General features: G+C 55.7%; 22 protein-coding genes and 1 pseudogene. 17 read left to right on the forward strand and 6 right to left on the reverse strand.

The window, feature by feature from the left end; translation table 11 throughout:
* Window positions 1–40: 40 nt before the first annotated feature.
* Genes Q1A51_RS22370 through Q1A51_RS22380 form a run of 3 tightly spaced genes read left to right on the forward strand, consistent with a single transcriptional unit; the run spans window position 41 to window position 2,677 of the window.
* Window positions 41–616: a hypothetical protein gene (locus Q1A51_RS22370; protein ID WP_299602639.1), complete on the forward strand. Its 576-nt coding sequence runs from the start codon at window positions 41–43 to the stop codon at window positions 614–616.
* A gap of 52 nt (window positions 617–668) precedes the next feature.
* On the forward strand, window positions 669–1,328 hold the full coding sequence (locus Q1A51_RS22375; RefSeq protein ID WP_299602641.1) for a response regulator transcription factor: 660 nt from the start codon (window positions 669–671) through the stop codon (window positions 1,326–1,328).
* On the forward strand, window positions 1,328–2,677 hold the full coding sequence (locus Q1A51_RS22380; protein ID WP_299602643.1) for a HAMP domain-containing sensor histidine kinase: 1,350 nt from the start codon (window positions 1,328–1,330) through the stop codon (window positions 2,675–2,677). Before Q1A51_RS22375 ends, Q1A51_RS22380 begins: the two co-directional genes overlap by 1 nt.
* A gap of 365 nt (window positions 2,678–3,042) precedes the next feature.
* Here the strand turns inward: Q1A51_RS22380 and Q1A51_RS22385 are convergent, their stop codons facing one another.
* Window positions 3,043–3,639, reverse strand: a complete 597-nt coding sequence (locus tag Q1A51_RS22385) for a TetR/AcrR family transcriptional regulator (RefSeq protein ID WP_299602647.1) — start codon at window positions 3,637–3,639, stop codon at window positions 3,043–3,045.
* 113 nt (window positions 3,640–3,752) lie between these two features.
* Here Q1A51_RS22385 and Q1A51_RS22390 point away from each other — a divergent pair, with 113 nt between their 5' ends.
* The 5 genes from Q1A51_RS22390 to Q1A51_RS22410 are packed head-to-tail and all read left to right on the forward strand — an operon-like array spanning window position 3,753 to window position 6,385.
* Complete coding sequence (locus Q1A51_RS22390; protein WP_299602651.1) at window positions 3,753–4,343, forward strand: SRPBCC family protein; 591 nt, start codon at window positions 3,753–3,755, stop codon at window positions 4,341–4,343.
* Between the two features lie 42 nt (window positions 4,344–4,385).
* On the forward strand, window positions 4,386–4,778 hold the full coding sequence (locus tag Q1A51_RS22395) for a hypothetical protein (protein ID WP_299602654.1): 393 nt from the start codon (window positions 4,386–4,388) through the stop codon (window positions 4,776–4,778).
* Window positions 4,778–5,266: an SRPBCC family protein gene (locus Q1A51_RS22400; RefSeq protein ID WP_299602657.1), complete on the forward strand. Its 489-nt coding sequence runs from the start codon at window positions 4,778–4,780 to the stop codon at window positions 5,264–5,266. The genes Q1A51_RS22395 and Q1A51_RS22400 overlap by 1 nt, the downstream gene beginning before the upstream one ends.
* A 16-nt stretch (window positions 5,267–5,282) precedes the next feature.
* Window positions 5,283–5,705 carry an MAPEG family protein gene (locus tag Q1A51_RS22405; RefSeq protein WP_299602659.1) on the forward strand — a complete coding sequence of 141 codons (423 nt, stop codon included), beginning with the start codon at window positions 5,283–5,285 and terminating at the stop codon, window positions 5,703–5,705.
* Entirely contained in the window at window positions 5,702–6,385 is a 684-nt protein-coding gene (locus tag Q1A51_RS22410) for a methyltransferase domain-containing protein (RefSeq protein WP_299602663.1), read from the forward strand. Before Q1A51_RS22405 ends, Q1A51_RS22410 begins: the two co-directional genes overlap by 4 nt.
* Before the next feature lie 188 nt (window positions 6,386–6,573).
* On the opposite strand, the gene Q1A51_RS22415 is transcribed toward Q1A51_RS22410, so the two are convergent.
* Complete coding sequence (locus Q1A51_RS22415; RefSeq protein WP_299602665.1) at window positions 6,574–7,206, reverse strand: tyrosine-type recombinase/integrase; 633 nt, start codon at window positions 7,204–7,206, stop codon at window positions 6,574–6,576.
* A gap of 375 nt (window positions 7,207–7,581) precedes the next feature.
* On the opposite strand from Q1A51_RS22415, the gene Q1A51_RS22420 reads away from it, so the two are divergent.
* The 9 genes from Q1A51_RS22420 to Q1A51_RS22460 all read left to right on the forward strand — a co-directional run bounded on the left by Q1A51_RS22420 (window position 7,582) and on the right by Q1A51_RS22460 (window position 14,304).
* Window positions 7,582–8,052 carry a BLUF domain-containing protein gene (locus tag Q1A51_RS22420; RefSeq protein WP_299602828.1) on the forward strand — a complete coding sequence of 157 codons (471 nt, stop codon included), beginning with the start codon at window positions 7,582–7,584 and terminating at the stop codon, window positions 8,050–8,052.
* 58 nt (window positions 8,053–8,110) lie between these two features.
* On the forward strand, window positions 8,111–8,662 hold the full coding sequence (locus Q1A51_RS22425) for a 2OG-Fe(II) oxygenase (RefSeq protein ID WP_299602667.1): 552 nt from the start codon (window positions 8,111–8,113) through the stop codon (window positions 8,660–8,662).
* 411 nt (window positions 8,663–9,073) lie between these two features.
* Window positions 9,074–9,427, forward strand: coding sequence for a hypothetical protein (locus tag Q1A51_RS22430; RefSeq protein ID WP_299602669.1), 354 nt, complete (start codon window positions 9,074–9,076; stop codon window positions 9,425–9,427).
* Between the two features lie 136 nt (window positions 9,428–9,563).
* Window positions 9,564–10,244, forward strand: a complete 681-nt coding sequence (locus Q1A51_RS22435; protein ID WP_299671532.1) for a hypothetical protein — start codon at window positions 9,564–9,566, stop codon at window positions 10,242–10,244.
* Window positions 10,245–10,314: 70 nt separating this feature from the next.
* The gene (locus Q1A51_RS22440) at window positions 10,315–11,505 is read left to right on the forward strand and encodes a DUF1611 domain-containing protein (protein WP_299602674.1); all 1,191 of its coding nucleotides are present in this window, start codon (window positions 10,315–10,317) and stop codon (window positions 11,503–11,505) included.
* Window positions 11,502–12,623, forward strand: coding sequence for an alanine/ornithine racemase family PLP-dependent enzyme (locus Q1A51_RS22445; RefSeq protein WP_299602676.1), 1,122 nt, complete (start codon window positions 11,502–11,504; stop codon window positions 12,621–12,623). Before Q1A51_RS22440 ends, Q1A51_RS22445 begins: the two co-directional genes overlap by 4 nt.
* A 49-nt stretch (window positions 12,624–12,672) precedes the next feature.
* Window positions 12,673–12,864, forward strand: coding sequence for a hypothetical protein (locus Q1A51_RS22450; RefSeq protein ID WP_299602680.1), 192 nt, complete (start codon window positions 12,673–12,675; stop codon window positions 12,862–12,864).
* 106 nt (window positions 12,865–12,970) lie between these two features.
* Window positions 12,971–13,252, forward strand: coding sequence for a hypothetical protein (locus Q1A51_RS22455; protein WP_299602682.1), 282 nt, complete (start codon window positions 12,971–12,973; stop codon window positions 13,250–13,252).
* 293 nt (window positions 13,253–13,545) lie between these two features.
* Window positions 13,546–14,304 (forward strand): hypothetical protein, encoded by a 759-nt coding sequence (locus Q1A51_RS22460; protein WP_299602686.1) that lies wholly within the window; start codon window positions 13,546–13,548, stop codon window positions 14,302–14,304.
* A 495-nt stretch (window positions 14,305–14,799) separates the two neighbouring features.
* On the opposite strand, the gene Q1A51_RS22465 is transcribed toward Q1A51_RS22460, so the two are convergent.
* The 4 genes and pseudogenes from Q1A51_RS22465 to Q1A51_RS22480 all read right to left on the reverse strand — a co-directional run bounded on the left by Q1A51_RS22465 (window position 14,800) and on the right by Q1A51_RS22480 (window position 18,796).
* The gene (locus Q1A51_RS22465) at window positions 14,800–15,102 is read right to left on the reverse strand and encodes a GNAT family N-acetyltransferase (protein ID WP_299602691.1); all 303 of its coding nucleotides are present in this window, start codon (window positions 15,100–15,102) and stop codon (window positions 14,800–14,802) included.
* A gap of 103 nt (window positions 15,103–15,205) precedes the next feature.
* Window positions 15,206–16,147 (reverse strand): annotated as a pseudogene (gene egtD, locus Q1A51_RS22470) (L-histidine N(alpha)-methyltransferase).
* The gene (egtB, locus tag Q1A51_RS22475) at window positions 16,147–17,400 is read right to left on the reverse strand and encodes an ergothioneine biosynthesis protein EgtB (protein ID WP_299602695.1); all 1,254 of its coding nucleotides are present in this window, start codon (window positions 17,398–17,400) and stop codon (window positions 16,147–16,149) included. The pseudogene egtD and the gene egtB overlap by 1 nt, the downstream one beginning before the upstream one ends.
* Window positions 17,401–17,428: 28 nt before the next feature.
* Window positions 17,429–18,796, reverse strand: coding sequence for a DsbA family protein (locus Q1A51_RS22480; protein ID WP_299602698.1), 1,368 nt, complete (start codon window positions 18,794–18,796; stop codon window positions 17,429–17,431).
* Between the last annotated feature and the right edge of the window lie 13 nt (window positions 18,797–18,809).

Below are 18,809 nucleotides of genomic sequence, written 5' to 3' on the forward strand. Positions count from 1 at the left end.
TTGCTACCCTGATATCGACGTATTCACGCGAGAAGTGAGGATGAAACGGGTACAAAGTACGATTATTGCCGCAGTATTGGCCCTGTACACAACGGGGCCGGTTTATGCGGCAGCGCGTGAGTTGAGCCAATCCGAGTTACGTGAGGAATCTGCATCAGGGCAGGCGATCGGATTGAAGCGTGTGATAGACGGTGTTGCCCAAATAACGGGTGGAACACCCATTGATGCGCGGGCATTCAAGTCGAATGACGTCTATTACCGAATTCTGGTTAAGAAGCCGAGCGGCCAGATCGTGAGTGTCATCGTCAATGCGCGCACCGGGAAGGCAGTGTCCCAGAAGTCCAAAGTTGGCCGGCAGATTGATGCGCTGGTATCCACTCCCGCTAAAGGCCTCAGCAGGACCAACGAAACGACAGGCGTTGGCAAAGGTAAAAATGGGAACGCTGGCGCTGGCGGCAACGGTGGCGGCAATGGCGGCGGTAACGGTGGCGGCAACGGTGGCGGCAATGGCGGCGGTAACGGTGGCGGCAATGGCGGCGGCAACGGTGGCAGCAATGGCGGCGGCAACGGTGGCGGCAATGGCGGCGGTAACGGTGGCGGCAAAGGTCGCGGATAGGTGAAACGATTTCGCCTTATATTGTCCCCATTTCGCGTCTAATGATTGTGAAATGCGAATACTACTTGCCGAAGATGAACCGCAGCTTTGCAAACAGATCAAGACCCTGTTGAATGCAGAAGGTCGGATCGTCGATGTCGTAAATGATGGCGTCGAAGCCCACTTTTTGGGCTCAACCGAACCGTACGATATGATCATCCTCGACATCGGCTTGCCAGAACGCGACGGAATTTCCGTACTGCGTCAGTGGCGTAAGGAAGGGTTAAAAACGCCGGTCCTTATTCTAACAGCCCGTGATGGGTGGAGCGAGCGCGTTGATGGTTTGGATGCGGGTGCAGACGACTACATGACAAAGCCGTTCCACATGTCCGAACTGGCTGCGCGGGTCCGCGCGATATTGCGTCGACAAAGTGGCCACGTGAATCCAGTTTTCGAGAAAGGCGACTTTGTTTTTGACACGCGCAATGGTCGCGTCTCCATCAATGGCCTGCCTGTAGACCTTACGGCTCAGGAACTCGCAGTTTTGTCCTATCTCGTGTACAACACGGGCCGGATGATTTCGCGCACTGAACTATCTGAACACATCTACGAATACGACGGCGACCGTGACTCCAACACGATTGCAGTTTTTGTTACGCGACTCAGAAAGAAACTTGGACCAGATCTGATCACGACCGTTCGCGGCCGTGGGTACATGATCGACGCCGCGTGATGTTGTCCTTACGCCATCGTGCTCTTTTGGGCAGTTTGGCATCGGGCTTAATATCCGTCGCAGTAGGTGCACTGACCCTTTATGCCTATGTCGACAGCAGAGTACAGGAGCGGTTTGATGCTACCCTTCGCGACCGTCACACTCAGGTGGTGGTCGCTCTTAGTACTGCAACAAGTGATCCTGAACGGCTAAGAGACCTGATATTTGACCCGGCTTACGGCACGCCGTTTTCCGGTCGATATTGGCAAGTGACAAGCAGCGATGGCCAGATTGTCACTTCTGCATCGCTATTTGATCAAACCTTTGACGAACCGACGCAAACAGACACAGGTTTGATCGTGTGGGACATCGTAGGTCCAGAGAACGAAGGCGTTCGCGGTGTGTATCAGCGCATCACCTACGAAGACGGGAGCGAGTGGGGCGTCAGCGTTGCCGAAAGTCTGACCGAATTGATTCATGAGCGAAGCGACACTCGCCAGAGCTTGCTACTTGTTTTTTCGCTCGTGGGAATGATTGGTTTGGCGGGATCGGTGATGTTGATATCTACCATTCTGTGGCCTTTGCGGAGACTGCGCAAAGACGTGGCAAAGCGGTGGGACCATGACGAAGAATTGGTGCAGGCGGACTATCCCGAAGAAGTCGCGCCCTTGGTCAGTGATATCAACGCGTTACTTCAACGAAACCGTGACATCGTCATGGGCGCTCGTCGACAGGCGGCCGACCTTGCGCATGCACTCAAGACTCCATCCGCCATTTTGCGCAACGAGTTGGACGTTCTGTCCGACAAAGACGTGGGTGCGCCGATGGCCTTCGAAGCACTTGACAGAATCGATGCGCAGATCGGCCGGTCTTTGGCTCGAATGCGTGCAGCCAATTCAGCAGAACTCACTCATTCGCGTACCGATTTGTCGAACTCTGTCGATAGATTTTCACGCCTGTTTTCGATGATGGCGGAACGTGAAGGAAAATCACTACGGTGCAAAAACGCAAGAGGTTTGTGGGTGCGAATGGACACTCAAGACATTGAAGAAGTCATTGGGAATCTATTGGACAATGCTCTGAAATGGAGCCGACACACAGTTCAGTTGACTGCTGAGAAAGCCGACGGCTGTGTCATGATCTATGTCGAAGATGACGGTCCGGGCATTCCAGAGGAATCGCAGCGCGAGGCATTGCGTTCAGGCGGTCGCCTAGACACATCCAAGCCCGGCACTGGGTTGGGTCTCGCAATAGCTGTTGACTTGCTCAAAGCATATGGGGCTGATCTCGCCCTCGAAAATTCCGGGGATTTAGGCGGCTTAGCGGTGAAAGTACTGATCCCGACACCATTCGATCTCCAGGCGGCCTAAAGTGGTTGCAGAGTGAACGAGGCCTCGCTGACTGGTCTTTTGATTGTGTCTGGCGTCAGAACCAATGGGAGAGTTTAAGTCGATCTGGTAAGAGAGAGTTTCCAACACATCTTATGCCGCTGAACCTCGTGCGAGCCTTTGGGCGAAGGACCGCTTTCAGGAAGCTGGGCACCTCGCTTGATGAATGGCTGGTACGGGCCGTGAAGGTCGTTACTCTATGTGCTCGCATCATCGGTGCTGCGCTACTTCCGCCATCTACTGTGTTCTGACGCCGACATTTCTTTTGCAACTCCCTCAAGTCTTATTCTGAAGTTAGATAGTAGCCGGCAATTCTGAAGTGGCGGGGTATATTCCTTGGAACCCAGCTATCGCCTGCGCCACCCGTCAATCGTGAGGTTGCCGACATCGGCGACATCCTTTGCGGCAGTTGTTTTCCCTTCAACGCGGATCAGTGCGAGCGCCCCCCAAAGCAAACCAAGGAGATAAGTAGCGCGCTGTTCGATCACGTCATCGTCAGCGATCATCTGGCCTTCAGACCGTGCATTTTGTAGCGCGGAGACAAAGGAGGTTCTAAGGAGTTCGCGGTAGCCCGTGATACGTGCTTTCACCTCGTCCGAGGCACGGCGAACGTCCAGCACGGTGTTGACCATCAGGCACCCAGCATGTGCTGGCGCGTCTGGATCGGCAGGTGCGCTCATAGCTGTAAAAAGGTTCTGGATCGCATCGAGGTTACCCTGTGCCACCATGCCCTCATAGACGTCCCGAGCGCCAAGGTGGTAGCGATCCAGCGCCGCGAGGAACAGCCCTTCTTTGTCGCCGAAGGCATTGTATAGGCTGATCCGCTTGATCCCCGTCGCGTCTTCCAATGCGTTGATCGGCGTGTCGTCAAACCCCGTCCGCCAAAACGCCACCATCGCAGCGTCCACGACTGTATCTTCGTCAAAAGTTCTCGGACGGGCCATATCACACCTATTTTATAATTCTGAGTATATAACGCTGGACAGCGCCTGAGGCAAACGTTAGTCGTTATGTACCGCGGATTATAAAACGATTCTGATGCGATGGAGTATCGCCCATGAGGACTTTTCTTCAGTACGTCGCCTGCGCGGCAGCCATAGGAGTGACCTCGCCCCTCACAGCCAACGCACAGGATTGGGCGCGATCATTCGATGCTGCCATTACCAAGGACATCACGCTGCGGCGGAACGTCAGCGTTCGGTTTGATCAGGCTCCCGCTGAAATCCTTCCGCTGCTTCTAACGCGCGTTGACCTCTACGATCCGAACATCGTCGAGGTCCGTTTCGATCATTCACAAAGCGAGGTGCCGGGACAGTTTGGCGTAGGATCGCGGCGCATCTGCGTTTTCGCCGATGGAAGAGAATTGGTCGAACCGCTCGTGGTTTACGACCCACCTCATACTTACGCGTATACCATTGATGCCGACGCTTCGACGATGAACCTGCCTGTACGCGACATCGTCCTGCTTTACGCCTTCGAAGCTAACAAAACTGGCGGCACCGACCTTACTGTACAGGCGTATTTCGACCCTCGCATACCGGGCACCGGCCCTGTCATCGAACCCGTTTTGACCGGCACCCTCCGCCGTACCTTTCAAACCGCCAGCGAAACATTTGGCGGGACCTATCTCGGCGACGAGAAACCCTGAGACCACAGCGTCTCGCTCAAACATCCCCAAAGGAGAAACACTATGAATCCTGCAAAAATTTTGCGCTTCGTCGCTCTTGCAACCTCGACCGCATTGATCCCTGCACTCGTGTTCGCTCAAGAGGCAACTGTGATGGAAATCGTGACGTTCCAGGCTGAGGATGGAGCAGATACAGCTTCGGTAACAGCGGCGCTTGCACCCATCGCCGAGAAGATGGGACAGTACGACACGCTGGTCGCCCGCGCCGTCTCAGAGGGGCCGGACGGCACATGGACGATGGTCAACTACTGGACCGACCGCGACGCCATGAACCGCATCAACGAAGAGGCGTTGACCTGGCCAGAGTTCGGCGCCTTGCCCGGCGTGGCCAATCTCGAAACGCTTCAGATGCAGCAACTCGATATTGCGGCATCGGTTGGTCTGGACGGTGAGTAATGCAGATCGCGCGCTCCATGGAGGTTGCAGCCTCCGCTGAACACCTTTGGAAAATCCTTGCAGAGGATTACGCGAAGGTCGGTCAATGGGCCCGCGCGGTACAATCCTCCGAGCCCAACACGACGGTCGCTCCTCACAAAGGAGCGACCGTCGGAGGGCGGGTCTGCACCGCGTCCATTGGCGATGTAACCGAGACGATCCGGACCTTCGATGTTCGAAATCACATTCTTGCCTACGACGCCAAGGCCAAGGCAATGCCGTTCTTTGTCCGTAAACTCAGTGGTCGCTGGACGCTAAATGAGCTCGGAAACGTGACGGAGGTCGATCTTTCGTTTGTGGCCGACCTCATGCCGCCATTCGGCGTGCTGATGGGATGGGCCATTCGGCGTCAGTTCAGCACTGCCATCGACGAAACGCTCGAAGACCTCAAGCTTTTCGCCGAGACCGGCAAAATACACCCCGACAAGGCAACCGCGTTGGCCGCCTAAAACCTAGGAAAATACTATGACTATAGAACTCTGGTCCGTCTTTGTGACCGGTGGAATGCTTTGGCTGTCCATCGTAATACAGCAACTCCATCTCGATAAGATCGGCGGCACAGCGTACGCGCTGTCAAACCGCGCTGATCCGCCGCCGGATTCTCCTGCGCAGGGCAGACTTTTGCGCGCTGTGCGCAATCAAAGCGACGTTGCCGCTGTATGGATTGCGCTGGTCGTCGTTCAGCAGGTCACCGGTTCCTCCGGGACGCTGACCTACTGGGCCTCTCTGGCAATGATTGTGTCGCGAATTTTCTACCTGCCGCTCTATGCGTTCGGTATCATACCGTTCCGAAGCCTCAGCTGGGCACTGTTCCTGATCGCAGCTCCTGTCTTTGCAGTTGGTGTCGTGTTGGGATTGGATGCAGTAGGCATGGTCGCAGGCCAATGAACTGGCTAGCAAAACTGATGATGTCGGAAGGGCGGCCCAAAGCGGATCGCGCTTTCGATGATCGCCGCCGGGCTGCGGACACTCTGTCCCTGGCAGAGCTTGAGCCGGCGCATTCGGTACTGGAATTGGAGCCGGGTAAGGGGTGGTTCACAGGCCTTTTGCTGGAACTGATCGACAGTTCAGGGAAATTGGTTGTGCAGCAACCGTCTGCGCTGGACGCATTCTTTGGAAAAGACGCGCGTAGACGCGTCGAGCGGACGGGCAAACCACATGCGCGTTACAGCTCGTCATCCTGGGAGGAACTTGATGCGCAAGACGCGTCCATTGACCGCGTCATCTGGCTTCAGGGGCCGCACGAATTGTGGTTCATGCCTCAGCCAGAAATCTCCTTTGGCCGCCCGAGCAAGGTATTTTCCGAAATAGAGCGTGTGCTTCGACGTAATGGAAAGTTCTTGCTGATCGACAATCTTGCCCCATCAGGTATCGATCAGGCGTCCGCGGGGGCGCTGCATCGAAGCGTTCCTGATGAGCTGAAAGCGTTGATTGAAGCCACTGGACTGAGCCTGAGCCATGAAGACCGAGACTGGATCATCGAACCTGACGATCCACTTGATGTGCCCACTTACGACCCAAAGGCGCATCTGAAAACGAGGCAGTTCGCGCAGCTTTATACGAAGTAGTTCGACCAATAGAAGCTCGACCCAGCTGCCTAGCTTGCCGAGGACCTGAAAGTCAGAACACTGCCAGTTGACCTCTCAGCCGATTGCGTAGTTGCAGACGAATGTCTCCTTCGACGAGCCGCACTGCAGCAATGATGTCCTATGTTGAACGGCAGGAATGGGCCGCCCGTGTGGGCGACCCAGACATGTTAGATTTCAATAGCTTCCGCAATAGCCAATGCGTCCTCAAGTTCGACGCCGAGATATCTGACCGTACTATCCATCTTGGTGTGGCCTAGAAGGAGCTGAACAGCGCGAAGGTTGCCGGTCTTCTTATAGATTTGGGTAACCTTGGTACGTCGCATAGAGTGCGTTCCGTATGCGCTGGCCTCTAGGCCGATTGAGGTGACCCAATCCCGGACAATGCGGGCATACTGGCGGGTCGAGATGTGCAGGCGCTCATGGAAGCGGCCCGGCCAAAGGTACTCCGAGCCAACCATGAGCTCGTCTTCCATCCACTTCTCGACCGAGGCGCGGGTGCCTTCCGAAATCTCGAAGCGCACCGGTTTCTGCGTTTTGCTTTGTAGAACGGAAGCGCGTTCCTTGATCTGGCCAGACGCCATTACATCCACGACTTTCATCTTTACAAGGTCACAGCCTCGAAGCTTGCTGTCGATTGCCATGTTGAACAGTGCTAGGTCGCGGTGGTTTTCGGCCAGTTCGAGACGAACCCTGATCGCCCAGACGTGTTTTGGTTTCAAAGGTCGCTTCTGGCCTACGATGCGCCCCTTGTTCCAGGCGGGGCGAAGCGCGCGAATGACAGGTAAGTTTGGTGTTTCCATGACTGATCCTCCGATCCGCCATGCCCTCCCACAACGACAACCCGAAGTTGACAAGGCACCGTATCACGGTCTTGCTGCGCTTCACCCTAGGTCCGGATCACCCTATCCCGCGAGTTCACGTTTCGCGCAGCCTGCGCTCTTAGCGTAGAACATCCGGCGAGCGTTTGATTTCTGATGCTGGCTTGCGGCGGCCTAACACGCTCTGGACAAAACGGCCTTGTTTCCTTGCCGTATTCACTCAAGCACGGAAACTGCGCGGTCATGGCTCAAGAATCGCGATGTTGAGGTGGTGTTGTCCAAATTGGCCTTTTGTTCACTTTGGTCGAGACTCAGCATCGACAAAGCCGTACGGTCGTCATCTGAAGCGATGTGATCATGCGTCTATCAATGCATGTTCATGCATCGCTTAATCCCGCAGGGAGCCAAATCATCACAAATCTTATCCAGATCGTTTATGTGTCACAGCCGTTTGGGTTCGACGAGCCGACACTGGCAGGAATTTTGCTAGATGCCAGACGCTGTAATAAGCGGGATGACGTGACTGGCGCGTTGGTTTGTCGACATGACATCTACCTTCAACTGCTAGAAGGTCCGGAAGATGCAGTGCGCGCAGCCTATGCACGGATTTGTCGCGATGATCGTCATGCTGGGGTCAAAGAACTCCTGAATCTCAAGATACAAAGTCGATTGTTTGCAAGTTGGGCGATGCTTCATGATCCTGCGAAGACTTGGATTTGGACGGAAGAAGAGATCGCAGATGCGGCACTTGATCGCGCAGAACCAGCAGAAATCATAAAAGTATTCAAAGACCTATCGGATCGATCCGGGAAACCGGCTGTGCATTGATGCAGACCCTTCTCGCATCCACGCAGACGCGAACCATGATTTGTAAATGGTGGGCGGAATGATGGGTGTGCACTCAGTGCCCGATGCGTTTACGACGTGGGAATGTGATCGCATTGTTGCGGCAATCGCCAAAATGCCCGCCGACGAGGCGCTGCTTGTGGGCCGCAATCGGGATCACAATTTGCGTAATGCGGAACTCCTTTGGATGGACGATGTCGGAGACCTCAGCTGGGTGATGACCCGGTTGATTGAGCTTGTTAGTCATTCTAACAACCAACAGTTTGATTTCGACGTGCGTGAATTTGCGGAAAGCCCGCAAATTGCCAGTTATGATGCGGCCAAAGAGGGACATTTTGCATGGCATTCTGACATTGGTCATGGTCCCGCTGCCGGTAAAAGAAAGCTCACACTTGTTCTTCAATTGAGCAATCCTGACACCTACGACGGGGGTGACCTGGAAGTCAGGCCAAGTGCTCAAGTCCTCTTGGCCAATCGGGCGCAGGGATCAGTGAGTGTGTTTCCTAGCTTTGTGCTGCATCAAGTAACGCCGATCAAGCGGGGCATTCGGCGTTCGCTGACCGTCTGGGCGCATGGCCCACCGTTTCGCTGAAGGCGGCTCGAAGAGGTCAAGTGCTAGAAACCACCGGCTCTGTTTGAAAATGGGTCACGTCAGCTAGCATTGCAAATTAGGCGCTAGGCGACTATGTAGGAGATACAAAGTTGTGGTCTTCTTCGGCAAGGCGCATCGTCTGCCAAAATTAGCTGCAATTATCTATCACCAAAATTCGATTGCCACATGCCGGAACAGGGATTTGGCGCTTGGGACGGTTGCCGGCTGATTGCGCACGACCACGTCGCTCATGCGTCATGTTTTTCCGACCTAGCGGCCGGGCGGACCAGCGATTTGCGCCCGGGCATTGAGTACGAGTCGTCAATAAATCGACCTCGAAACGGCTCTGACAAAATGTCTTGTCAGCGCAACAAACAGTGAGGCGGCGCTTTCTCCGTCATAGGATCAAAAATGACTTTTCCTGACTGGACGAAACCCGGCATCTACGGTGCTTTGGGTGGCGCGATTGCGGTTTCTATAATTGGCTTCACTTGGGGTGGCTGGACAACAAGCAGCAACGCCCAAACCATGGCGCAGGACCTCGCATCTGAGGAAGTGACTTTGGCGATGGTTCCGGTGTGCCTCAACCTGTCGGCGGCTGATCCAGAGCGCACACAGAAGCTCGCAGCTCTACAAGAGATTTCTGGCTTCGGGCGTCGCACTGCGATGATGGAAACGGGCTGGGCGACCTACCCAGGCTCAGATACGCCGGACCGTGACCTTGCAGACGCTTGTCTTGCGGGGCTTGAATTGGATGGATCATAGATCAAAAGCCCCGCTGCAATCGTCGCAATCAGCTTGCGGGACGCCTATGTTGAAGGAAGCCCATATTCTTTGGGTCCTTTTCATGGGCCCCGTTATTGCTCTGCTACTCTTTGCAATGCCGGCCATTGCCCAAATCATGCCGGAAAACGCCAGCGCAAAGAGCTATGGCGACGGTTGGGAATGCAACGTTGGGTACCGCGCGATCGACGAGACCTGTGCAGCTATTGTGGTCCCCGAAAACGCCTATGAGACAAACCGCACCTATGGATCCGGCTGGGAATGTCATCACGGATTTCGCAAGGTCGATGAAACAGCCTGCGTTGCAGTGGTTGTCCCTGATGGTGGGTTCCTAGACCCTTCAGGCGAACGCTGGCGCTGCCTGCGCGGATTTCTCAAAGTCGACGATGCTTGCCAAGAGGTCGTCGTGCCTGAAAATGCCTATCTGGTGGATGGAACCTATGGGTCTGCGTGGGTATGCGAACGCGGGTTCGAGCAGGTGGATGACAGTTGCTCCGCAATCGCGGTCCCGGTCAACGGATATCTAAACGGGTCCCGCTACGGTCAACCCTGGTCATGCGAACGTGGGTTTTTCGAACAAGACGGTCTTTGCGAGGCCGTCGATATCCCGGAATTCGCATATTTCGACGGTGCATCTTACGGCGAGGGATGGAAATGCCAGCGGGGGTATGAAGTTTCAGGTGAAGGATGCGAAGCGATTAACATGCCCGCCAACGCCCATCTCGACAGGTCTGGGAACCGTTGGGAATGCAACCGGAACTTCCAAAAGTCCAAGGGTCTGTGCGTTCTCAGGAATTGAACGCCGCGCACCGCGAGATCCACATCAATATCCTGTCGAGCAACAGTCTCGCCACCAAAAGGAAGATACGATGAAATCCGAAATCCAAACGGTAGATACCGTTCGCCGTCCCGCAAGGGGCGCCCAAACGCCCCCCGTGATCCTTAACGCACCAGCACAATCATCTTCGCTCACTCAAATCCCGACAGCAGTTGTCTACTGCGAAGGTAACTTTGCTAAAATTGACGGTAAGACGGCCAACGGCCTTGTACGCCATTCAGAGGCCTACAGGATTGTTTCGGTCATCGACAGCACCTGTAGCGACGAGAACGCCGGGCGGGTTCTTGATGACGTGATCAACGATATACCAATCCTCGAGAGCCTGAACATCGCTATCGCCCGCGAATCCTCCGTACCTGATACTTTCATCTACGGCATGGCCCCCTCAACAGGGCGGCTTTCGAATGTCGATCGTGGTGTCGTGCTAGATGCGATCGCGCGCGGTATGAACATCGTCAGTGGCCTGCATGAATACCTCAGTGACGATCCCGAAATTGCACAAGCCGCATTGGACAGACAGGTCACCATCCGCGACATCCGCAAACCCAAGAGCAGCAAAAACATGCGCTTGTTCGACGGCAGTGTCGCGGACGTCAATGCGCTACGCATCGCTGTTCTGGGGACCGACTGCGCCATAGGAAAACGGACCACTGCGACGGTCTTGGCACGCGCCCTCAACTCAAAGGGCATCAAGACTGTACTGGTTGGCACGGGTCAGACGGGCCTGATGCAAGGCGCAAAATATGGCGTGGCCATGGATGCCGTCCCGCCCCAATTCTGCTGCGGCGAACTTGAGGGTGCGATTGTCGCCGCCTCAGAGGCGGAACAACCCGATGTCATTTTGATCGAGGGCCAAGGTGCGCTCAGCCATCCAGCGTTCTGTACATCGGCCTTTATCCTGCGCGGCAGCCAACCTGACGCCGTCATCCTTCAGCATGCCCCAAAACGCAGCCATCGCTGCGATTTTCCCAATATGCCAATGCCCACCCCGACAAGCGAGATTGCTTTGATCGAGGCCTTTTCTGACACCAAGGTCATCGGCATCACGCTCAACCACGAGGGGATGTCGGAAGCCGAGATCACGAATACGATTGCAGCCCAAAGCAAGAAACTTGAGCTGCCCGTCACTGACGCGCTTAGCAGACCAGCGGCGCATTTGCTGGCGATGGTTGCTGCGGCCTATCCTGGCCTGCAGCAAGGAACACCCGTGGCCGCGATTTGAACTGCCCACGCATAGAAGTTGATCTGCGCAAATTGCGGCACAACACACGAACAGTTGTCGAGCGCTTGAAAGGGCGTGGCATTCGGGTGACTGCGGTGACCAAAGCGGTATGTGGGCATCCGGCCATGGCACAGGCCATGCTTGACGGCGGCATCGAGGGCTTGGCTGAGGCGCGTTTGAGCAATGTGAAGCGGTTGCGCCAGGCTGGCATGACTTGTCCGATCACCTTGATCAGAACACCAATGTTGAGCCAGGTCGATGACATCGTGCAGGTCTGTGAGGCGAGCTACAACACAGAGATACCTGTGATCGCAGCATTGGCCGCTGCTGCACTCCGGCAAAACACGGCTCACGGCATCATCTTGATGGCCGAAATGGGTGACCTGCGCGAAGGGATCATGCCACAAGACATTGGATATGTAGGACAGCAAGTCGTGGACATGCCCGGTGTGGCGCTGAAAGGCATCGGTGCCAACTTCGCCTGTCTGAGCGGCATGGCCCCTAGCGCGACAAAAATGCAGGCCCTGACTTCGCTTGCCAATAAAGTCGAGGGGCAGTGTGGCCCGTTCCTTGAGACGGTATCTGGCGGCAACTCTGCAAATTTGCCTTGGGCGTTCGGCTCGCGCGCTACCGGCCGGATTAACGATCTGCGCATTGGCGAAGCCATACTGCTTGGCATGGATCCGATCACAGGAGATCAGATTGGTGGTTTGTTTCGAGACACCTTCACGCTTGTCGCCGAAGTGATCGAAACCGACACCAAGACAGTGAACCCACTCTTAGGCACCGCGGATCACGCACCGGCAATAATTCGGCTCGTTCCTACCACCTCAGAAACGACAAGGATCATTCTTGCCCTTGGAAACCAAGACGTGGATGTGGCGGGGCTTTCGATGCCTGCTGGCAGTACACTTGTCGGTGCGACAAGCGATCATCTCGTCATTGGCACGACAGATCAGAAGCTCCGCGTTGGATCGGAAATGCAGTTTCGGATGAACTATAGCGCATTGATGCGCGCCATGGCCGCGCCTGACATTCAAACGAATCTACACAATGACCGGCCTCGGTCGCAGGTAAACGATGCCCATGGTCCAAAGAAACACCTGGCATTGGTTTGACCGACAGTGTTGGGGCCCGGCAAAGAGAAATCAAAGAGGAAATTATCACTTGGCAAAACTAACAAAAACAAGCGTGTTCAAGGCTCAAGCTCCCAATGCCGAACCACCATTGGACAAGACAACCCGCATCGTTCGCAAGATGGTCGAAGAAGAGGCCGAGCAGCGCCAAGCCAAGAACGACCGTCTTCGCAACGCGCGCCTTGAACGAGAAGCTAACACTCCGACAAAGCCGTCGCGTTAGGGGCGTAGGAAAGGTTTAACCAAGGTGACCACATCGCGACAACCCAGGTTTTGCCCGCATCTTTCAATCTGCTTGAGCGACCGGACACACCAGAAGGAATTTGCCAATGACGCACGCAGACGAGAGCACAACAAAAGTTCACTATATCTGTCAGACATACGTGGAACAGAAGCCAGGGCGCGACGGGCACACGAGCCTGAAGATTGGCAAACAATTTCAGTATTCCACGGCAGCAGATGCTCAGAATAGAGCGGAACGGGAAGCCCAGTCCGAGGATTGTGCCGGTGCCGATGCCTATATGATTAGTGAAGACCCAGTCAGTGGTGAGGTCGGATCACCGAGCTTCCTTGTCAGGCTCGGGAATGTCCCGGAAACCGATGACTACTAGCACTATGCTTATGGCTTGGGATCGTCCACGACGCATCTCACGACCATTGGCCGAGTTCGTCCGCAGTACAAATCGAGCATGCGCAGCGAATGGCAGCAGTGCGGGCTGCGACCGCAGCATTCAATGATCACGCCGAAGGTCCGGTATGGGCCGTTGAAACGCTCGCATCCCCAATTTGATCACGTCTTTCATTTGCTGCAGGTTACCCAAGATGATTACTTAGGTTTTCCATCATCAACAAAATGATATGACTATACGCAACCAAACAAACTATACTCTTGGTAAGGACATCCATGAGCAACCTTGTAGAATTCTTGGATGCCCCAGAAAACTCACACGCAAAAGAATCTATCTTGATGAACAAGCTTTTCTTGGACATCAAAACCAGTGCTGCCAAGCGAGGCTACTACCTCAACACCTATTTTGACACAGTAGATCATGATGGATTTGACGTCATTTTTGATGACCACGATGCCTTGATCAAAACGCAACTGAAGTCAGTTCGCTCCGATGCAAAAACGAATAAGTGGGCCATTAAGAAGAGTGTTCTACGACCTTCAATCGAGGCTGCCGAGAACCTTGGTTTTGAGTTTTCTCCCGAAGGACTAGGTGTCGGCGGCGGAGCACTGCTAATGAAATATGGTGAGTTGGACGGGAGTATTGTCGCTGATTACTATTACACCGATGCATACATATTGTCCGCTTTCCATCACGATGTGATCCGTCGCAAACATGCCTCTAGCCGCAAAGCGTTAAAAACATGCCTCGCAGGTTTGCGTAGCGGTGTTGGATCAAAGTTTCTGTCGGTACCTAAATCAGCCTTTCTAAAGGCAAAGGATACAGATCACCTCTTGGCACTTATGTGCTTGCATGGCCCAACGAGCTCTTTTTGGCCTGGAAATTTAGCAAAACTCGCTTCATATGAAGGAGGCCTAAAGGCTGCAAACGAACTCCCATCGCCGCCAAACAAATTGAGGAAATTCATCTGGGACGAAATTTCAGAATTGACTGATGAGCCAAAGCTAACTCACGGAAGCTTTGAAGAAGAGTAGACAAAAAAGCTTGACCCAGAGGACACCATTGGTGGGAAGTCGACTACGAGGATTGCTCGATTTGTCTTTAACTTTGTCCTACGCGCCGGCCATGGACGCCCCAAGACTGTTGTGGAATGTACGAACGGCGGCTTTGCGGAAGCTGCACCGCAGCGACCCGCCCAAATGTGAGAGTCCGGTTTGGGCCGTCTCCCTCGTCGTGATTTGGGCCCTCCAATAAAATGCCGTGGTTGCTCCGATTGCGGCATCAAGCCCACCCCCCCCAAGCTATTGCAACGCAACGAAAGTCGGTTGTGAAGGCCCCTCGCCAGTTGAATGACGAGGGGCGTGCGGTTCAAAGAACCTTGCAGAAGGTTACCTTGTCGTCTCCGTCAGCCCAAAAGTCGCGGATGCGGGCTTCTTCTTTGTAGCCATTTTGGGCGTAGAACTTGCGTGTGAGGGCGAAGTCCTCTGTTCCGGATGTATCCACGATTAGAATACGTTGCCCTTTGTCCTTTAGGTGCCGCTCTGTGGCAGCGACCGCGCCGCTCCAAGCCGCTTGCCTTGCAGGTCCGGACGCACACCGAGAGCAAGCATGTTCCAGGTCCCATCAGCAAAATCCTCGGGGACCGTGTAGCAAAAGCCCACAGCTTCATCTTTGCTGTGGCACGTCAGCCAAAACGCCTCGGTTTCGCCTGCCGATGAAGGGGTCAGCATATCTGGAAGCATCTCGCTCGGGAAAAGCTCAGTTCCGTCCAGCACGGCTTGCAGCCCAACAATATCGGCGGTTGATGTGGGTTTGATGATTGGATTTGTCATTCTCTGGATGTCCTTATCGGTTGTTGTATCGAAGTTGAATGGAGCGGAGCGGCGTGGGACACTTCCGCAGCGCCGTCCGAGATCAATCGCAGCCTTGCAAGCTTTAAAGCGGAGAGAACACAATCACAGCAAACCAGGCTTGCGAGTCGGTGTAGAACGCGTCGATCTTCCAGCCGGACGCTTTCGCCAATTCATGGAGCCCTTCTTCGGTGTATTTTCGACTGTTCTCGGTATGAATGGTTTCACCAACCTCAAAATGAATATGCGTGTCACCAATGCTTACGCTCTGATTCACTTCGCTGCGTAGGTGCATCTCGACCCGGCTTTCATCTGCGTTCCAGCGGGCCTCGTGCCGGAAGGTTGACGGTACGAAGGTTGCACCAATCTCCCGGTTAAGCCGGCGCAGGATGTTCAGGTTGAACTTAGCTGTCACACCAGTCCCGTCATCATAGGCCGGAATAAGGATCTCAGGCGGCTTCACCAGGTCAGCTCCTAGGATGAACCGATGAATTCCGTCCCACGCCCGTATGCCAGAGAGCAGCTCCACAGCCTGATCTTGATCTAGATTGCCGATAGTCGATCCGGGAAAGAAGACCGTTTTTGGAACGTCCTACAGGTCTTTTGACAAGCCAAGTAGTCCAGTGAAATCGGCGACGACCGGTTGCACGGTCAGGTGTGGGTATTCCGTCGCCAGACTGGACGAAGATTGCTGTAGGAAGTCGTCTGCTATGTCGACCGGCACATAGCGGCTAACTTGCCGCGCAGCGTCGAGCAGGATGCGGGTTTTGACGCTTGAGCCGCTGCCAAGCTCGACAAGCGCTCCGCCCGACGCAATTGACGTGGCAAGCTCGCCCGCGTTTGACCGCAATATCTGCGTTTCAGTCCGACTGGGATAGTACTCTGGGAGTTGCGTGATCTCCTCAAACAGGCGGCTGCCTTCGGTGTCATAGAACCATCTGCTTGGTAGCTCTTTCGGGGTCCGCTGAAGACCGTCCAGCGCCGCGGACAGGAGCGCCTCGTTCTTGACTATCGGCTTGTCTAACATCACGCGTCCTTTGCCAACCGAAGGCCAAGCATCTGCCGGCGCTGATGAGGATAGAAAAACGTCCGATAGGTCGGTCGCATCTGCTCGCGCGGTGTTGCGCAGGATCCTCCGCGCAAGACGAACTGGTTGACCATAAACTTGCCATTGTATTCGCCGATGGCGCCAGTAGGGGCGCGGAACCCGGGGTAAGGGGTGTAGGGGCTCTGCGTCCATTCCCAGACGTCGCCCCAGACGCCGTCGCCGGGCAGCGGACGGAAAGCGTTGGTATCCGCGAAGTTGCCCTCGATCGGCCGGTTGCGGAATGCCGCCTCGTGTTCTGCCTCTGTGGGCAGACGCGCTTCTGCCCAATGTGCGAATGCATCCGCCTCGTAGTAGCTGACATGAACAACCGGAGAGCCGAGGGCAACGGGTTGTGCGCCGCGCAAGGTAAACGACCACCACTCGTCATCCTGTCGCCACCAATAAAGCGGCGCATCCCAGCCTTCCCGCTGGCGCGTTGCCCAGCCGTCGGACAACCACAGGGTCTGTGTGTCGTATCCTCCGTCCTCGATGAAGGCGATCCAGTCGCGGTTTGTGACTGGGCGGTTTGCTAGCGCATATGGGGCCAGGTGGGACGGGTGTCTAGGGCTTTCACAGTCGTAGTGAAATGCATCGCCTGTATAGCCGACCTCCACGAGGCCACCGGCATGGCCAATGAATTCCAGCTCTGGTGCCTGGACAATCGGGAGCGGTTCGGGTGGGCGATAGGACGGCATCAAAGGGTTATGGGACAGGCCATGAAGCAGATCCGTCACCAGCAACTCCTGGTGTTGCATCTCGTGGTGACACCTAAGTTCTACCAACGCCGCGATATCGACCAGCTCATCCCGCCCTGAGTTGAGAAGCCTGTCGAGCGACGCATCGACATGAGCGCGATAGGTGTGAACGTCCTGCAGGGAAGGGCGCGAAATCAGACCGCGTTTGTCACGGGCATGCCGTGGACCTGCTTGAACGTAGTAGGAATTGAAAAGGAACGCGAAACGGTCGTCGGGCGAGACGTAGTCTTCGACAGTTGGCCGAAGGATAAATTCCTCAAAAAACCAAGTGGTATGGGCCAAATGCCATTTGGCCGGGCTGGCATCTTCCATAGACTGCAGCATGGCATCTTCGGGAGAGAGCGGCTCGACCAGTGTGGTCGAGCGTTGACGGACCTGGGACAAGAGCGTTTGCGCCGCACCCAAGTCATCTGTTTTGAAATACAGTGCTTCGGTCATATCTGGGGCCTCCGGCAAGTGTCTGGGGTTATTGCAGGGTTACGCCAGCGAAGGCCGCAATTGCCTGCGCGTCCCAGCCGGTAAACATCTGTTCGCGGCCATCTGGCAAACGGACGAAGAATCCCGGCGTTCCCACGAGACCAAGCGCGCGCATCGCCGCTGTGTTGACCCGCATGTTGTTCTGGTATGCGCCAATTGCAGCCTCGGTATCTGCGATACCGACAGCGATCCCGAGATCTTCAAGCTCGCGGAGCGCGCGGGCGCCCGTCATCTGGCCCCGGCCATCCATGAGCGCGTGGTAGGCGCGGTTATAGTCTTCCGGCTTTGCGATCGAGAACGTCAACGCCGCGGCTTCGCGCGATCCGGGACCAATCAACGGAACGTCCACCGCGACCACCCGCGTGTTATCGGGCATCTGCGACAAGAACCGGTCCATCTGACGGTGCGCGATGCGGCAGATCGAGCAGTTGAAATCGAAGAATTTGTAGATCACAAGATCGCCGTCGGGGTTCCCGAAATAGCCGCCTCGCGCCTCAGCCGCGGCCAAAGCTTCGGCAATCACGGCATCCGGCTCACCGCCAGCGTCCGGCGCAGCTGTGACCGCAATGGGAAGTGGCCGGGTTCGTGCCACTGGCACACCGGCGATCCGGTCGTCTATCCAGGAGGCAATAACGCGGCGTCCCGCCCCGCTGACGACATGGGGGACTGGGAAGGTTTCGAGCTGGACGGACAACCCAGCATCTGAAAGCGTGGCGACTGTAGCATCCAGTTCCTCGGCGCTAAATCGTGCGTCGCGTGTGCCGTACCCTAAAAGTACGGGCGCGCCGCCTTCGACGGTCCAATCTTCTGCTCGGACCTCGGGCGGCAACCCACCCGCAAAAGCAACGTAGCCTGCCGCGAGATCGGGATGGGTCAACGCAAGACCAAGCGCCATCGACGCACCCTGGCTGAAACCGACGATGTAGACGTGCTCCGGGTCCGCGCCGGTTTCGGCAACCAGGGCCGCAGTCGCGCTGGCAACCCAATCAGCGCTCAAGCGCACATTGTCCGGATCTACCGCGACGGAGCCGGAGCTATCGTCGAGAGGGAACCAGGCGCCCCCTCCGCCCTCCACGGGCACCGGCGCGTTCAAGGCAACAAAGGAGTGGTCTGTGTTTGGCTCAATATTGACGAGTGTTTCAATCTGCTTGGCGTCCATGCCGTAACCATGGAGGCCGATGATGAGCGCGGCGCCGGGTGTGTCCGCCTCTCGTATGATCCGTGCATCGATCTCACCCTGATCGGTCACGAGCGTGATGATGTCCGCGTCAGATTGCGCCGCGGCCCCTTTGGGGGCCACGGCAGCGAAGGGGATCGACAAGCCGACTGCTAGCAGAAGAGATAGTATTTTGCGCATGTTCGACCCCCTT

The sequence above is a fragment of the uncultured Tateyamaria sp. genome (genome assembly GCF_947496075.1).
GTDB lineage: Bacteria > Pseudomonadota > Alphaproteobacteria > Rhodobacterales > Rhodobacteraceae > Tateyamaria.

What these genes read in the sequence shown, in the direction of transcription:
- Q1A51_RS22425 (WP_299602667.1), top strand. Translation starts at nt 8,111, where the DNA reads ATGATGGGTGTGCACTCAGTGCCCGATGCGTTTACGACGTGGGAATGT.
- Q1A51_RS22370 (WP_299602639.1), top strand. Translation starts at nt 41, where the DNA reads ATGAAACGGGTACAAAGTACGATTATTGCCGCAGTATTGGCCCTGTAC.
- Q1A51_RS22465 (WP_299602691.1), bottom strand. Translation starts at nt 15,102, where the DNA reads ATGACAAATCCAATCATCAAACCCACATCAACCGCCGATATTGTTGGG.
- Q1A51_RS22440 (WP_299602674.1), top strand. Translation starts at nt 10,315, where the DNA reads ATGAAATCCGAAATCCAAACGGTAGATACCGTTCGCCGTCCCGCAAGG.
- Q1A51_RS22430 (WP_299602669.1), top strand. Translation starts at nt 9,074, where the DNA reads ATGACTTTTCCTGACTGGACGAAACCCGGCATCTACGGTGCTTTGGGT.
- Q1A51_RS22405 (WP_299602659.1), top strand. Translation starts at nt 5,283, where the DNA reads ATGACTATAGAACTCTGGTCCGTCTTTGTGACCGGTGGAATGCTTTGG.
- Q1A51_RS22420 (WP_299602828.1), top strand. Translation starts at nt 7,582, where the DNA reads ATGCGTCTATCAATGCATGTTCATGCATCGCTTAATCCCGCAGGGAGC.
- Q1A51_RS22435 (WP_299671532.1), top strand. Translation starts at nt 9,564, where the DNA reads ATGCCGGAAAACGCCAGCGCAAAGAGCTATGGCGACGGTTGGGAATGC.
- Q1A51_RS22400 (WP_299602657.1), top strand. Translation starts at nt 4,778, where the DNA reads ATGCAGATCGCGCGCTCCATGGAGGTTGCAGCCTCCGCTGAACACCTT.
- Q1A51_RS22385 (WP_299602647.1), bottom strand. Translation starts at nt 3,639, where the DNA reads ATGGCCCGTCCGAGAACTTTTGACGAAGATACAGTCGTGGACGCTGCG.
- egtB (WP_299602695.1), bottom strand. Translation starts at nt 17,400, where the DNA reads ATGACCGAAGCACTGTATTTCAAAACAGATGACTTGGGTGCGGCGCAA.
- Q1A51_RS22410 (WP_299602663.1), top strand. Translation starts at nt 5,702, where the DNA reads ATGAACTGGCTAGCAAAACTGATGATGTCGGAAGGGCGGCCCAAAGCG.
- Q1A51_RS22380 (WP_299602643.1), top strand. Translation starts at nt 1,328, where the DNA reads ATGTTGTCCTTACGCCATCGTGCTCTTTTGGGCAGTTTGGCATCGGGC.
- Q1A51_RS22415 (WP_299602665.1), bottom strand. Translation starts at nt 7,206, where the DNA reads ATGGAAACACCAAACTTACCTGTCATTCGCGCGCTTCGCCCCGCCTGG.
- Q1A51_RS22390 (WP_299602651.1), top strand. Translation starts at nt 3,753, where the DNA reads ATGAGGACTTTTCTTCAGTACGTCGCCTGCGCGGCAGCCATAGGAGTG.
- Q1A51_RS22375 (WP_299602641.1), top strand. Translation starts at nt 669, where the DNA reads ATGCGAATACTACTTGCCGAAGATGAACCGCAGCTTTGCAAACAGATC.
- Q1A51_RS22480 (WP_299602698.1), bottom strand. Translation starts at nt 18,796, where the DNA reads ATGCGCAAAATACTATCTCTTCTGCTAGCAGTCGGCTTGTCGATCCCC.
- Q1A51_RS22455 (WP_299602682.1), top strand. Translation starts at nt 12,971, where the DNA reads ATGACGCACGCAGACGAGAGCACAACAAAAGTTCACTATATCTGTCAG.
- Q1A51_RS22395 (WP_299602654.1), top strand. Translation starts at nt 4,386, where the DNA reads ATGAATCCTGCAAAAATTTTGCGCTTCGTCGCTCTTGCAACCTCGACC.
- Q1A51_RS22460 (WP_299602686.1), top strand. Translation starts at nt 13,546, where the DNA reads ATGAGCAACCTTGTAGAATTCTTGGATGCCCCAGAAAACTCACACGCA.